General features: G+C 68.6%; 12 protein-coding genes and 1 pseudogene. 11 read left to right on the plus strand and 2 right to left on the minus strand.

The annotated features are described in order from the left end of the window. Positions 1-172: 172 nt before the first annotated feature. Positions 173-823, minus strand: coding sequence for a VOC family protein (locus NQ034_RS08070; RefSeq protein WP_257048170.1), 651 nt, complete (start codon positions 821-823; stop codon positions 173-175). 191 nt (positions 824-1,014) lie between these two features. Beyond that, a complete protein-coding gene (locus tag NQ034_RS08075) occupies positions 1,015-1,503 on the minus strand; it encodes an inorganic diphosphatase (protein WP_257048173.1) in 489 nt (162 codons plus the stop codon). Positions 1,504-1,672: 169 nt separating this feature from the next. On the opposite strand from NQ034_RS08075, the gene dacB reads away from it, so the two are divergent. From dacB to NQ034_RS16230, 11 genes and pseudogenes are all read left to right on the plus strand, one after another. Continuing rightward, entirely contained in the window at positions 1,673-3,151 is a 1,479-nt protein-coding gene (gene dacB / locus NQ034_RS08080) for a D-alanyl-D-alanine carboxypeptidase/D-alanyl-D-alanine endopeptidase (protein ID WP_257048175.1), read from the plus strand. Continuing rightward, the gene (locus NQ034_RS08085; protein ID WP_257048176.1) at positions 3,152-4,258 is read left to right on the plus strand and encodes an Rv3626c family coenzyme F420 biosynthesis-associated protein; all 1,107 of its coding nucleotides are present in this window, start codon (positions 3,152-3,154) and stop codon (positions 4,256-4,258) included. Next, on the plus strand, positions 4,245-5,453 hold the full coding sequence (gene tilS, locus NQ034_RS16225) for a tRNA lysidine(34) synthetase TilS (RefSeq protein WP_373456759.1): 1,209 nt from the start codon (positions 4,245-4,247) through the stop codon (positions 5,451-5,453). Before NQ034_RS08085 ends, tilS begins: the two co-directional genes overlap by 14 nt. Before the next feature lie 41 nt (positions 5,454-5,494). Then, positions 5,495-6,046: a hypoxanthine phosphoribosyltransferase gene (gene hpt, locus NQ034_RS08095; protein ID WP_257048177.1), complete on the plus strand. Its 552-nt coding sequence runs from the start codon at positions 5,495-5,497 to the stop codon at positions 6,044-6,046. A 167-nt stretch (positions 6,047-6,213) separates the two neighbouring features. Then, positions 6,214-8,244 (plus strand): annotated as a pseudogene (gene ftsH, locus NQ034_RS08100) (ATP-dependent zinc metalloprotease FtsH); the annotation flags it as partial. Between the two features lie 530 nt (positions 8,245-8,774). Then, the gene (folE, locus tag NQ034_RS08105; RefSeq protein WP_257048178.1) at positions 8,775-9,338 is read left to right on the plus strand and encodes a GTP cyclohydrolase I FolE; all 564 of its coding nucleotides are present in this window, start codon (positions 8,775-8,777) and stop codon (positions 9,336-9,338) included. A gap of 92 nt (positions 9,339-9,430) precedes the next feature. Continuing rightward, positions 9,431-10,276: a dihydropteroate synthase gene (folP, locus tag NQ034_RS08110; RefSeq protein WP_306428191.1), complete on the plus strand. Its 846-nt coding sequence runs from the start codon at positions 9,431-9,433 to the stop codon at positions 10,274-10,276. Continuing rightward, entirely contained in the window at positions 10,273-11,214 is a 942-nt protein-coding gene (folK, locus tag NQ034_RS08115) for a 2-amino-4-hydroxy-6-hydroxymethyldihydropteridine diphosphokinase (RefSeq protein ID WP_257048180.1), read from the plus strand. Before folP ends, folK begins: the two co-directional genes overlap by 4 nt. 54 nt (positions 11,215-11,268) lie before the next feature. After that, the gene (locus NQ034_RS08120) at positions 11,269-11,787 is read left to right on the plus strand and encodes a DUF3180 family protein (RefSeq protein ID WP_257048181.1); all 519 of its coding nucleotides are present in this window, start codon (positions 11,269-11,271) and stop codon (positions 11,785-11,787) included. After that, positions 11,784-12,362, plus strand: a complete 579-nt coding sequence (locus NQ034_RS08125) for a PH domain-containing protein (protein ID WP_257048183.1) — start codon at positions 11,784-11,786, stop codon at positions 12,360-12,362. Before NQ034_RS08120 ends, NQ034_RS08125 begins: the two co-directional genes overlap by 4 nt. Before the next feature lie 6 nt (positions 12,363-12,368). After that, positions 12,369-14,186, plus strand: coding sequence for a PH domain-containing protein (locus tag NQ034_RS16230; RefSeq protein WP_306428188.1), 1,818 nt, complete (start codon positions 12,369-12,371; stop codon positions 14,184-14,186). Positions 14,187-14,199: the final 13 nt, after the last annotated feature.

Below are 14,199 nucleotides of genomic sequence, written 5' to 3' on the forward strand. Positions count from 1 at the left end.
ATGCCTATCGGAACCCGGTGACAACACCCCCCGGATCATCAATGACTGGGGGCATAAGTCATGCCGGGCCCGACGGGCCAGCAGTCCTGATCCTGTCACGAACCAGGGCTACTAAAAAGGTAACGGGTGAACGGTACGGTGCCGTTCCGATGGCCGTAGACGACACCGTTGTTTAGATGACGACTTCGCCGCGGGCGGTCTGGAAGGTCACGTATTCGATGCCGGGCAGGCCGTCCGGCGCGGTCCAGTCGATGCTGATCTCCGGGATGGGCTTGGGATCCTGCGAACCCAGCCAGTTGCGCAGCCGGTCACGGGAGCCCGCGATGGCCAGTGCGATGATGGCGGTTTTGGCTACCGCCAGACGGATGCGCGCCGAGGGGTGCTGTTCGGCGGGGGAGTCCCAGTGGATGAAGTACGGCAGCTGCGGATCGGCGATCAGGCCCTTGACTCCGATCTGCTTCCAGTGAAGCTCCTCGCCGCCCTCGGGTGTGCGGTTGCCGGGCACCCAGGGGCGCTCGAGGCGTTCGGAGACCGAATCGGTGTCGTCCACGGCGACGCACCAGCCCATCCAGCCGCCGCCTCGAGCCGACTGTGCTCTGACGGCCTGGCCGAAGGGCGTGATCTGGGCGGCCGGGTGTTCGAGGGCCTCGACCACTTCGAGGTAGTGGCCGTCGTCCAGGGGGAAGATCATATTACGCGTGCCGAAGCGCGGATGCAGGCCGCCGTCATAGGGTTTGATCCCCAGCTGCTCGGCGATCCGCTCGGCGGTCGCGGCACAGCCGTCCGGCTGAGCGGCGAACGAAACATGATCGAGGCGGAGCATGTCTCCAGCGTGGCATAGAGCACAGAAAAAGGAGACTTAGGCAGACCTAATATCTACCTCTATGCGCGGGTGGCTCCACTCATGCTCGCGTGGCTCGAAACCACATGAGTTATCGAGCCACACTTGCATGAGTGGAGCCACCCGGCCGGTTGTGGGCACCCGGCCTCGGGAACCTCGGCGGCCTGGAGGGCTCAGTGGCCTTCGGTCTTGGCGCGCTCGATCGACTCGTTCACGATGCGCTCGGCATCTTCGCGGCCGGCCCAGGTCGAGCCCTTGACGAACTTGCCCGGCTCCAGGTCCTTGTAGTGGACGAAGAAGTGCTCGATGGCGTCGAGCTGATGCTGCGCGATGTCCTTGACGTCGACGATGTCCTCGAAGCGCTTGTCTCCGCCGAGGACGGCCAGGATCTTGTCGTCGCCGCCGGCTTCGTCCTCCATCTTGAACACGCCGATGGGGCGGGCGTCGACCTGGCAGCCGGGGAATACCGACTCGTGCAGGATCACCAGTACGTCGAGCGGGTCGCCGTCCTCGCCCAGGGTGCCCTCGAAGTAGCCGTAGTCCGTGGGGTAGGCCATGGAAGTGTAGAGGTAGCGGTCCAGCTTGACGCGGCCGGTTTCGTGGTCGACTTCGTACTTGTTCCGCGAGCCCGCGGGGATTTCGATCGTGGCAAGGAGTTCCATGAGTGCCTCGAGTCCTATCTGTCTGTTCGTTGGATCGTCTCGATGCCCTCCGCCCACGAGCGGATGCGCCGGCGGCGGGCATACTCCTCTAGCATAGAGAAGGATGTCGGCGAGTCGATACAGAGCCGATCCGGAGTCGACGCAGCCGGGTACCTGAGAGGACTGAAGAGTGACGAAGAGGCAGAGCGGAAAGCGGCGCCATCCGATTCTGCGGGCCTGCGCCTGGGGTGCTGCCGCGGTCGTCATCGTGGGTGCCGCCTATGGCGCCGGTGACGCCTACGACATTCTGCCCGGCCCCCTGACGACCCAGCCGGCCCTGCTGCTCGATCCCCTGCCCGAACCGACCCCGGGCATCGACAAGGTCGCAGCTCCCCGCGCGCTGGCCGATGACGCCCCGGTGCCGGAGAATCTGGCCAGGTTGCTCGGAGGGATGAAGTCGGACAAGGCGATGACCGGTAAGTTCGGCGCCGAGGTCCGCGATGCACTGAGCGGGAAGGTCCTGTACTCCACCGCGGCGGACTCTCAGAAGACGCCCGCCTCGGTCACCAAGGTACTCACGGGCACGGCCGCCCTGGGCGTGCTGGGCGGGGAGACGAGGTTCACGACCAGTGTGGAGCTGGCCGGTGGCCCCGCGGCCGAGGCGACTTCCGCGGCCGAGGCGGCAGGCGCCTCGGGCGGGCAACCGCACCTCTACCTGGTGGCCGGCGGGGACGTCATGCTGGGCGCAGGGGCATCCGATGCGGGATCCGTGATGGGCCGTGCGGGACTGGCCGACCTGGCCGAGCAGACAGCCGCACAGCTGAAGGAACAGGGTGTGAAGAAGGCGAGCGTATCGGTCGACCTCTCGCGCTACTCCGGCCAGCGGTTCTCCTCCGCCTGGTCGCGCGCGGACATCGCCACTGGCGCGATCAACCCGATCACCCCGCTCATGCTCTCCGCCGGCAAGACTGGCCAGGGGGAACACGCCCCGCGCATGTCCGATCCGGTGGCCCCCGCCCTCAAGGCCTTCACTGCGGCACTGGACGGCCACGGCATCGCGACGACCACTGCCAAGCCCCAGAAAGCCCCGCAGGGTGCCGAACGGGTCGCCGCTGTCGCCAGCGCCAGCGTGGCCGAACAGACCAGGTACATGCTGGAGAACAGTGACAATGTCATGGCGGAGGTGCTGGGCGTCGAGGTCGCGAAGAAGATGGGCAAGGGCGACTCGATCGACGCAGGACCGGCCGGAGTCATCGCAGCGCTGACGCAGCTGAAGGTGGAAACCGGTTCGATTCACCTGGGCGACACCTCCGGCCTGGACTACTCCAACCGGATCAGCCCACACGAAATGGCCGATGTGGTACGCACCGTCGCGACCAGCCGGGGCGACCTGTCCCAGCTCATTCCGAGTCTGCCGGTGGGCGGACTGTCGGGCACGCTGGCCGAACGCTACCGGGATCCGGCCAGTAAGGACGGGGCGGGCAAGGTCAGCGCCAAGACCGGCACCCTGTCCACCGTGACCTCGCTGGCCGGCACTGTCGTGACCAAGGACGGCAGGCTCCTGGCATTCGCATTCATGGCCGACGGGATCAAGCCGGGCTCCGCCGATGCGGTACGCAAGCTCTACGACGCCAATGTCACCAAACTGGCCGACTGCGGGTGCAGCTGAGTGCGCTCGCACAAGGGCGGTGAGGACCGGCTCCACCCGGCACTGCGCACCGTGCGCGAACTGACCCCGGCCGGGCCCCGGCTGAGCCGCTATGCGACCCGGGCCCTGGTCGCGGATCTGCGCAATGCCGCGCAGACTGCTCCCGACCTGGTGCTCGGCGTTATGCGGCTGGCACCCGGGGCCGACACCCGGGCTCGGCGTGCCCTGGCCGGACAGGGCCCCGCACTGGTCGTCGACCGCCTGGGCTGGGCCAAGGCGAATATCGAGGCCACGGCGGGGCTGGGCGGCCTGCTGGCGGCTGTCGGGACCGAACGCGGGCTTGACGATCTGGTCCAGGCCGGCCGCACCCTGGCGCAGGACCCCGTCGCCCATCCGCGCCTGCAGGGGCTCGACGACCTGGGCGCGGCCGCGGAACTGGGTGCCGCGCTGTCGGTACTGGCGCCCCGGGTGCTGGGACAGTACCTGCCCTTCGGCTCCCGCGGCCATCTGCTACTGGTCGCCCCGAACGTCGCGGCGAACGAGCAGCGGCTGCAGGTTGTGCCCCGGGACTTCCGGCTGTGGGTGGCCCTGCACGAATCCACCCACCAGGTGCAGTTCGCGGCCGCACCCTGGCTGCGCGAATACCTGGAGGGGCTGATCGTGGAGCTCGCGGTGTCCGCCGAGGACGAATCGCCCGGTGTCCTCGACACGATCCGTGCGGTGGTACGCACGATCACCGGCCATGGCAGCCTGCTCGACATCGTCTCCACCCCCGCCCAACGGGAGAAACTGGAGCGGATCACCGCCATTATGAGCCTGCTCGAGGGCCACGCGGACGTCGTGATGGACGCTGTGGGCCCACGCGTCATCCCCAGCGTGGCGCAGATCCGCGCGCGCTTCGACACCCGCAGGGACGATTCCGGGGCGGGCTTCGGTGCGATCGTGGCCCGGGCCCTGGGACTGGCGGAGAAAATGGAACAGTACCGTTCGGGTGCCCGCTTCGTGCGCGGGGTGACCGGCCGGGTGGGCCATGCGGGACTGGCCGCCGTCTGGGAATCCCCCCAGGCGCTGCCGAGCCCGTCCGAGATCGCAGCCCCGGGGGAGTGGGTCGCCCGTGTCCTGGGCTGAGGGTGTGGCCGGCGGGCCGGCCGAGCAGCGCCCCATGCCCGCCGCTGACGGATCCACCGAGCGGCGGGACCTGGTCGGGGCGCCCGCCACCCCGGCCCGCCCGCGTCTTGACCCCGCCACCGCCGAGGTGCGCCGCCGGCTGCGCGAATTCCTCGCCTCGCACCTGCCGGAGCCCTCTGGGGCCGAGCCCGGCGAGCACCCCGGCCACACCTTCCTGCTGGGCGTCTCCGGTGGTGCGGACTCCATGGCACTGGCTACCGCCGCGGCCTTCTTGCAGAACTCGTCCAAACGGCCGGGGCCCACGCGCCCGCCCCTGCGCTTCGCCGCGGTGGTCGTCGACCACGGCCTGCAATCCGGCTCGGCCGCGCACACCGCCGGCGTGGTCGCCCGGCTGCGCGCCTGGGGCCTGGAGGCCACCGGGGCGCGCGTCACAGTGGCGGCGGACGACCCCGCCGGGCTCGAGGCTGCGGCCCGGACCGCCCGCTACTCCGCCCTGGAGGCGCGCCGGCTAGAACTGGGTGCGCTCGCCGTGCTCACCGCGCACACCCTGGACGATCAGGCCGAGACCGTGCTGTTGGGCCTGGCCCGTGGCGCGGGTGCTCGCAGCCTGGCGGGGATGCGGCCGGTCACGGGCACCGTGTGGCGGCCGCTGCTGGGATGCGCGCGCAGCGTCACCCGTGCGGCCTGCCTGGCCCAGGGCGTGCAGGTCTGGGACGACCCGATGAATGAGGACCCGCACTATGCCAGGGTCCGCGCCAGGCGCACCGTGCTGCCACTGCTCGAACGGGAGTTGGGCCCGGGCATCGCACGCGCTCTGGCCAGGACCGCAGACCAGTTGGCGGCCGATTCGGACCTGCTGGAATCCCAGGCGGCCGAGGCCGCGCACCGCTTGGGCGCGGACCCGGCCGGCAAACCGTCCGGGCACCCGGGGGGACTACCGGGTGATCTGCCGGCCGCGGCCTCGGCCGAACCGGCGGCGCTGCGCCATCGGATCATCCGCGACTGGCTGGCCGCCGCCGGCGCCCGCCAGGAGGTGACCCACCGGCACGTCCTGGCCGTAGACGAACTGCTCATGCGGGTGCGCCACGGCGCGGTATCGGTCCCGCCGGGGGTGTCAGTGTCCCGGGTGCGCGGACCGGACACGGAGCGCGGCGCACTGCGCATGACCCGTGTCAGTGCTCACACGGTAAGCTGAGAAGAGCGCAATCGCAAAGGCATCGAAGGGGAAGAGGCACCGTGGATCAGCAGGATCTGGGCACCGACATCGAACACGTCCTCGTGACGGAAGCACAGCTGAAACATCGGCTGACGGAAATGGCCGCGCAGATCGACCACGACTACCAGGGGCGCGACATCCTGATGGTCGGCGTGCTCAAGGGCGCCGTCATGGTCATCGCGGACCTGGCCAGGGCCCTGCACTCGCACATCACCATGGACTGGATGGCGGTGTCCTCCTACGGCTCCGGCACGAAGTCCTCTGGTGTGGTGCGCATCCTCAAGGACCTCGACACGGACCTGCACGGCGCACACGTGCTCATCGTGGAGGACATCATCGACTCCGGCCTGACCCTGTCATGGCTGCTGGCCAATCTGCGCTCGCGCGGGGCCGCCTCGGTGGAGATCTGCACGATGCTGCGCAAGCCAGACGCCATGAAAGTCGATATCGACGTGAAGTACATCGGCTTCGATGTGCCGAACGAATTCGTGGTGGGCTACGGTCTGGACTATGCGGAGAAGTACCGCAACCTGCCCTTCGTCGCCACCCTGGCCCCGCACGTCTACAGCTGAAACCAAACTTCGCGCACTAGACTGCCCGTCGCACCATCCCATCGTCGCCGAGAGGACCCATGGCCGACTCCGATAAGAACCGTCCGGACAAGCAGGACGGGCCGTCATCCGATTCCAAGTCCGGTGGCAAGAGCGCCAAGACCGGGCTCTCCAGCGGTCAGGCGCGTATGAAGAAGATGGCCAGGGGCCCGTTGTCCTGGGTCATTCTGGCGATCATCGTCATCTCCATCGCGACACTCCTGCTGTCAGGCGGGGGTTTCCAACGCATCGACACCAGCCAGGGCCTGAGTCTGCTCAAGGACGGCAAGGTCGAACAGGTCAAGGTCGTCGACGGCGACCGGCGCGTGGACATGACCCTGAACGAGGACTTCAAGGTCGACAAGAAGGACTACGGCAAGAAGGTCCAGTTCTTCTACGTCGAACCACGCGGTGAGACCGTCGTCAAGGCGGTCTCCGACGCCAAGCTGGAGAACGGCTACACCGACGAGGTCCCCAAGCAGTCGTGGGTCACCAGCCTGCTGATCAATCTGATCCCCTTCATCATCATCGGTCTGATCTTCTGGTTCCTGCTGTCCCAGATGGGCGGTGCCGGCAAGGGCATCATGAACTTCGGGAAGTCCAAGGCCAAGCTGGTCAACAAGGAGCACCCGGACGTCACGTTCAAGGACGTGGCCGGTGTCGACGAGGCCCTGGAGGAACTGCAGGAGATCAAGGAATTCCTGCAGGAACCCAAGAAGTTCACCTCGGTCGGGGCGAAGATCCCCAAGGGCGTGCTGCTCTACGGCGCACCCGGTACCGGTAAGACGCTGCTGGCCAAGGCCGTGGCGGGCGAGGCCGGGGTCCCGTTCTACTCCATCTCCGGTTCGGATTTCGTGGAGATGTACGTGGGTGTCGGCGCATCGCGTGTGCGCGACCTGTTCGAGCAGGCCAAGCAGAATTCCCCCTGCATCATCTTCATCGACGAGATCGACGCGGTGGGTCGACAGCGCGGTGTGGGCATGGGCGGCGGCAACGACGAACGCGAACAGACCCTCAACCAGCTGCTGGTGGAGATGGACGGTTTCGACGCGAACACGAACGTCATCCTGATCGCGGCGACCAACCGCCCCGATGTGCTCGACCCCGCCCTGATGCGGCCGGGCCGTTTCGATCGGCAGGTCACGGTGGAGGCCCCCGATATGAAGGGCCGCCAGCGCATCCTGGAGGTCCATGCGAAGAACAAGCCCCTGGACTCCAGCGTGGACCTGGGCATGGTCGCCAAACGGACCCCCGGGTTCACCGGCGCGGACCTGGCCAATGTGCTCAACGAGGCCGCGCTGCTCACGGCGCGGACCAATCAGCACGCCATCACCAATGTCATCATCGACGAGGCGATCGACCGCGTCATCGCCGGTCCGCAGAAGCGCACCCGCCTGATGAACGACAAGGAACGCCTGGTCACCGCCTATCACGAGGGTGGCCACGCCCTGGTGGCTGCCTCGATGAACAACACGGATCCGGTCACCAAGATCACGATCCTGCCGCGCGGGCGCGCCCTGGGCTACACCATGGTGATGCCCGATGAGGACAAGTACTCGACGACCCGCAACGAATTGCTGGACCAGCTGGCCTATGCGATGGGCGGGCGCGTGGCGGAGGAACTGGTGTTCCACGATCCGACCTCGGGTGCCAGCAATGACATCGAGAAGGCCACCGGAACCGCGCGCAAGATGGTCACGCAGTACGGCATGAGTTCGCGCGTGGGCATGGTCAAGATCGGCGATGAGAACTCCGATCCCTACGCCGGCCGGAACGCGGACGAACACTATTCGGACGAGACGATGAACATCATCGACTCCGAGGTCCGTGAACTCATCGACACCGCGCACGCCGACGCCTACTGGGCGCTGACGACCAACCGCGCAGTGCTCGACCGCTTGGCCCACGAGCTGCTGGAGAAGGAGACCCTGGACCAGCACCAGCTGACCGACATCTTCGCCGATGTCGTCAAGGCTCCCAAGCGCGACATCTGGTTGGCCGATCCGGACCGTCCCGTCTCCGACATCCCGCCGATCGAGGTTCCGGAACGCCAGGTCGTGGACCTGGGCGGTTGGTCCGGCCTGGCCTCCGAGGGACCCGACGGCAACGGTGGACCGGCGGATCATCCGCAGGCCGGCGGTCCGCAGGCCGGGCCCGGGCAGCCCTATCCGGGCCCGCAGGGTCCCTATGGCGATCAGCCCACCCAGGTGTTGCCGCCGGTCGGACCGGGCCAGCCGGGCCAGTACCCAGGGCAGCACGGTCAGCCGGGCCAGTACCCGGGACAGCAGCAGTACCCTTCGGCCGGCCAGCCCTACCCCTCGCAGCCGGGCCCGTACGGCCCGCAGTCGGGCCAGCCCGGTCAGCACCCGGGCCAGAATCCGCAGGGCGGACAGGGCCGGCACCCGGGACAGGGTTACCCGGGCTCCTACGGTTCGCAGCCGGGATCGGGCTACCCGGGTCAGCCGGGTCCTTACGGTTCGCAGCCCGGATCGGGCTACCCAGGGCAGCCGGGGCAGGGCTACCCGGGAGGTCCGTACCCCTCGCAGCCGGGTCAGCAGTACCCGCCGCAGGAACCTGGTTCTCAGCCCGGCCCGCAGCAGCCCGGCCACCCCGGGCAACCCGGTGAACCGGGCCAGGGCCCCACGGGTCCGCAGCACTGAGCCACCCGGCCGCCCGTTCACTCCTCCCAGCCGAAACCGAAGAAGGCAGCATGGTCGATCAGCCCCGCATCGAAGCAGCAGTCCGCGAAATCCTCTACGCGATCGGGGAGGACCCGGATCGCGATGGGCTCCTCAACACCCCCGGCCGGGTGGCCAGGGCCTATGAGGAGATGTTCGCGGGCCTGAGCCAAGACGCCTCCGAAGTCCTGGGCGTGAACTTCGATGTGGGCTACGACGAAATGGTGCTGGTGCGCAATATCGAGATGTACTCGACCTGCGAACACCATCTGCTGCCCTTCCACGGGGTCGCCCATGTGGGCTACATCCCCGGCAAGGAGGGCAATGTCACGGGGCTGTCCAAACTGGCACGGCTGGTGGAGATCTATGCCAGGCGCCCCCAGGTCCAGGAGCGCCTGACCAGCCAGATCGCCAACGCCCTGGTCGAACACCTCAACCCGCGCGGGGTGATCGTCGTGATCGAGGCCGAACACCTGTGCATGTCGATGCGCGGAGTGCAGAAGGCCGGCGCCACGACCACCACCTCGGCCGTCCGCGGCCAGCTGCGCGATCCCGCCAGCCGGGCCGAGGCCATGAGCCTGATCCTGGGCAAGTGACGGTGGGCGACAGCACGGGTTCCCGGCCCGGCGAGGCGACCGCGACACCCCAGCCGGGCAAGGCGGCCACGGCGGCGGGGCGGACCCAGATCATGGGCGTGCTCAATGTGACGCCCGATTCCTTCTCCGACGGGGGTCGCTACTTCGACCAGGCAGCGGCGATCGCGCACGGCCTGGAGCTCATGGCCGGCGGCGCTGACATCATCGACGTGGGCGGCGAATCGACCCGGCCGGGTGCGGCACGGGTGGACCCGGACGAGGAGATCCGCCGGGTCGTCCCCGTCGTGCGCGAACTGGCGGCGGCCGGGGCCGTGATCAGCATCGACACGATGCGCGCGGCCACCGGCGCGGCCGCCCTGGAAGCCGGCGCCACGATCCTCAACGACGTCTCCTCCGGCCAGAGCGAACCCGCCATGTTGCCCCTGGCGGCCCAGTCCGGCGTTGACCTGGTGCTCATGCACTGGCGCGGGTACTTAAGCGATAAACACGCCGTCTACACTTACCGGGACGTCGTCGGCGAAGTCCGATCCGAGTTGCGCGAACGCGTCACCGCCGCGCTGGACGCCGGGGTATCGGCGCAGCGGATCATCCTGGATCCTGGACTGGGGTTTGCCAAGCACGCCGAACACAACTGGCAGCTGCTGGCCGGCCTGGACGAGTTCGTCCAATTGCCCTACCGGCTGTTGGTCGCAGGCTCCCGCAAACGCTTCCTGGCCCGGCTGATCGACCCGCAGGACCCGGGCTCGGTCAGCGAGGCGGACCGAGACGCCGCCACCGCCGCCATCACAGCCGTGTCCGCGCGCGCGGGCGCCTGGGCGGTGCGCGTGCACGAACCCAGGGCCTCGGCGATCGCGGCCGCAGTGGTGCACGCGATCGACCTGGCAGGGCGCGATCAGGTGCCCACCACCTCCCACCACGATGAAGGGACCGCCCGATGAACCAGCCCCTGGACCGGATCGAGCTCACCGGCCTCAAGGTCTTCGGCTACCACGGCGTATTCGACCACGAGAAGCGCGACGGCCAGGACTTCATCGTCGACGTCGTGCTGCATGCGGACCTGGCCCCGGCCGCCGGCAGTGACGACCTGGCCGACACTGTGGACTACGGCGGCCTGGCGGAGGAGGTCGCGGCGATCGTCGAGGGTGAGCCCTTCGACCTGATCGAGACCCTGGCCGGGACCATCGCCGAACACTGCCTGACGAAGGCCGAACGCGTCGAAGTCACCGTCCACAAACCGCACGCCCCGATCCAGCGCAGCTTCGACGATGTGGCCGTGCACGTGGAGCGGACCCGGCGCGCCGTTCGCCCCCAGTTGATCCGCGCAGTGCTGTCGCTCGGGTCGAATATGGGCAGCTCCGCCGACACCCTGGACGCTGCCCTTGAGGCCCTGGCCGAACACCCGCGGATCAGCGTCGAGGCCATCAGCTCGAAGTACTCCACCGCGCCGGTCGGCGGAGTGGAACAGGACGACTTCGTCAACGCCGCGGCACTGGTGACCAGCTCCCTGAGCCCGCGCGAACTCCTGGCGGTGTGCCAGGGGATCGAACTGGCCCACGGCAGGCGCCGTCTGGTGCACTGGGGGCCGCGCACCCTGGACATCGACCTGATCCGGGTGACCGACGCCTCGCAGGACATCGACGACCCGCTGGTGCAGATCATGAGTTCCGATCCGGTGCTGACCCTGCCACACCCGCAGGCCGCGGGCCGTGCCTTCGTGTTGGCCCCCTGGGCCGAACTGCGTCCGGCCGCCCGGCTGCGCGCCGCGGCGATCACTCGAACCGATGCGAGCGACCCCGACACTGCTACCGTGGAGGTGACCAGGCGGGCCGCTGAGCTGGCCGGTCAGGGCATTCGCCGTCTCAACCGAACCGTCTGAACTGATAGGACCACAGACCGCAGGACCATAACCCGAAGGACCCGAGAAGGACCGATGAACAAGATCCGCCCGCTTTCCCTGGTGCTGTGGGGACTCGTGGGCCTCGTGGCCGGTGGCTGCCTGTGCTACGTGCTGGAATCGACCGGACGCCAACTGCCCCCGGCACCGTGGCCGGCGATCGGCGGGATGGTGCTGCTCTCCCTGGTCCTGTTGATCCTGGGCCTGCCGATCAAGCGCTGGAACGACGGGGACCGCAAAGAGGTGATGGACCCGCTGCGCGCGGCCCGGGTGGCGATCATGGCACGCGCAGCGGCCTTCGCCGGCGCGATCCTGACCGGCTTCTACGGCGGCCACCTGCTCTACCTGCTCATCAGCACCGATGTGCTGCGCGTGCATCTGGCCATACCCTACGCAGCGGCATTCCTGGCGGCCGTCGTCCTGCTCATCGTCGGTCTGATCGTCGAATGGTTCTGCCGCCTGCCCCCGGACGACCCCCGGGAGATCGAACGCAAACGCCGGGAGTCCCAGGGTCGTGACACCGGTCTGAGCGGTCCGGAGGCCGATCCAGCATGAATGAGACGAATATGCCCTCCCACAGTTCCCCCTATGATCCCTCTGCTGCGGTGCCGGGCAGGCCCTCCGAGCCGCCGGTGAACACGCTGGAGCGGGAGGAGCAGAACTTGGAGCCGCTGAGCCGTCGCCTGGTCGGCCTGCGGCTGATCGGCCTGGCGGGCTGGCTGCTGCTGCCGCTGGTGGTGATCGCCGCGACCATCGTGCTGGCCGTTTGGCAATCCTGGGCCTGGCCGATCGTGGCCGCCGAGGCCCTGATCACCGTGGTGCTGTTCGGCTGGCTGGCCGTGCTGATCCCCCGCCAGGTGCGCCGGATGGGATTCCGGGTGGGCGAGACCGACCTACTGATCCAGCGCGGCATCATGTTCCAGCGCACCACGATCGTGCCCCTGGGCCGGCTGCAGTTCGTCGATGTGGGGCAGGGACCGCTGGAGCGGCTGCTGGGCCTGGCGACGGTGGAACTGCACACGGCCTCGGCGAAATCCGATGCCGTCATCCCCGGTTTGACCAGGGCCCGCGCGGATGCGCTGCGCAATGAGCTGGCAGCCCGTGGCGAGCACCGCCTGGCAGGGTTGTGATCGACGATGACCGAGCACGCGGATACCAACGGCTGGCGCCACGTCCACCCGCTGACCCCGGTGGTGCGCACCGTGATCGTCGCCGTGGCGATCGTGGCGGTGGCCGTGGCGAACGCCCACCAGCTCATCCAGGACCAGGTGGAGGCCTATCTCCAACACGATGAACCGCCCACCAAGGCGATCTGGCGCTGGGCGGCGGACAATCCGCTGTACCTGCTGGCCGGCCTGGCCGTGCTCGTGGTGGTGCTGGCGCTTGTGGTGGGCGGCAACTGGCTGACCTGGAAGTACACCCGGTTCCGGCTGGGCAGTGACGCCGTCTACCTGCACCAGGGGGTGCTGTCGAAGAAACAGCGCTCCGCCCGGCTGGACCGGGTGCAGGCGATCGACGTCAACCAGCCGCTGCTGGCGCGGATCGTGGGCCTGGCGACCCTGAACTTCGATGTGGCCGGCGGCAAGAACTCGAACATCGCCATCGGCTATCTGCGCCGCGCCGAGGCCTTCGAACTGCGCGATGAGATGCTCGCCAGGGTGCGCGCGGCCAAGGCCGGGGAACAGCCGGCAGTCGGCACAGCCCAGGGCGCTACTCAGCCGCAGGGCACGAGACCGGGGCCGGGCGGGCCCGCGGTTCCGGATCCGGGACCCGGCACCGGTCCCGGTGCGGCTCCGGGCGCTGCCCCGCGCCTTAGCCCGGGTGCGGGCGCACAGCCGGGTGGCGCCTCGGCCCCGGGCGCTCAGACTTTCCCCGGCGCCACGCAGTCCGCCGGACCGGCCGACGCGACGGGGGAGCGCGGCACTTCGGTGGGTTCGCGCCTGCTGGCGGGGCTGGCGCACACCGGCCAGGCCGTCGGCCAGGACATCGAGGGCACCCTGCGCGAGGCCCTGGCCGCTTACACCGTCGACCCGCGGGTCGACGCCGCCGGCCGGCTGCTGCGGATCCCGGCCCATCAGGTACTGCTCTCCCAACTGCTGAGCGCGGGCACGATCGTGGGCGTCCTCTTCATCCTGGCAGTGATAATCGGTGTGATCATCGCGGTGTCCATAGCCGGCGGTGAGGTCCTGGGCGCCTTATTGAGCGCGGCAATACCGGTCGTGATCGCTTTCGTCTCCGTGTTCTATGCGCAGGCCAAATCCGGCCTGCAGTACGCGAACTTCTCTGTCGCCCTGACCGCCGACGGACTGACGATCACCACGGGGCTGACGACCACGGTCCGCCGCGTCATCCCGCTCGACCGGATCCAGGCGGTGCGGGTGAGCCAGCCGCTGCTGTGGCGCGGCCCGGACTGGTGGAAGGTCGAGTACAACTTCGCCGGGGGCAGCGATGTCTCCGATGCCAAGTCGATCCAGACAGTGCTGCTGCCGGTGGGCAGCAGGGAACAGGCGCTCATGCTGCTGGGCCTGGCACTGCCGGACCCGGGACGCGCCGACGCGCGGGAGTTCATCTTCGACGCGATGGATTCGACCGACCACCGCAAGCCCGGCAATACGGGCTTCGGGGCATCACCTGCGGTGGCCCGTTGGCTGGATCCGCTGACCTATAAGCGCAACGGTTCGGCGCCGCTGGAACACATGGAGGTGATCCGGGGCGGCAGACTGCACCGCTGGGTCGACTTCGTCCCCTACGCCCGGGTGCAGTCGCTGCGCCTGGAACAGGGGCCGCTGCAGCGGAGGTTCCACCTGATGACGATCGAACTGCATTCGACCGCCGGTCCCATCCACCCGCGGATTCTGCACCTGGACCCGGTTTCGGCGCAGAACAAGTTCATGGCCCTGGGCGCGCGCACCCAACGGGCCCGCGATCTGATGGACGGGCGGGCACGTATATGAGGGAATGCAAGTG

This window comes from Brevibacterium moorei, assembly GCF_024580735.1.
Classification (GTDB): Bacteria; Actinomycetota; Actinomycetes; order Actinomycetales; family Brevibacteriaceae; genus Brevibacterium; species Brevibacterium moorei.

Bases quoted from the DNA above. Each gene is read 5' to 3' on its own strand.
- NQ034_RS08070 (WP_257048170.1), bottom strand. From the start codon at position 823: ATGCTCCGCCTCGATCATGTTTCGTTCGCCGCTCAGCCGGACGGCTGT.
- NQ034_RS08075 (WP_257048173.1), bottom strand. From the start codon at position 1,503: ATGGAACTCCTTGCCACGATCGAAATCCCCGCGGGCTCGCGGAACAAG.
- folE (WP_257048178.1), top strand. From the start codon at position 8,775: ATGGTCGATCAGCCCCGCATCGAAGCAGCAGTCCGCGAAATCCTCTAC.
- folP (WP_306428191.1), top strand. From the start codon at position 9,431: ATGGGCGTGCTCAATGTGACGCCCGATTCCTTCTCCGACGGGGGTCGC.
- folK (WP_257048180.1), top strand. From the start codon at position 10,273: ATGAACCAGCCCCTGGACCGGATCGAGCTCACCGGCCTCAAGGTCTTC.
- NQ034_RS08120 (WP_257048181.1), top strand. From the start codon at position 11,269: ATGAACAAGATCCGCCCGCTTTCCCTGGTGCTGTGGGGACTCGTGGGC.
- NQ034_RS08125 (WP_257048183.1), top strand. From the start codon at position 11,784: ATGAATGAGACGAATATGCCCTCCCACAGTTCCCCCTATGATCCCTCT.
- NQ034_RS16230 (WP_306428188.1), top strand. From the start codon at position 12,369: ATGACCGAGCACGCGGATACCAACGGCTGGCGCCACGTCCACCCGCTG.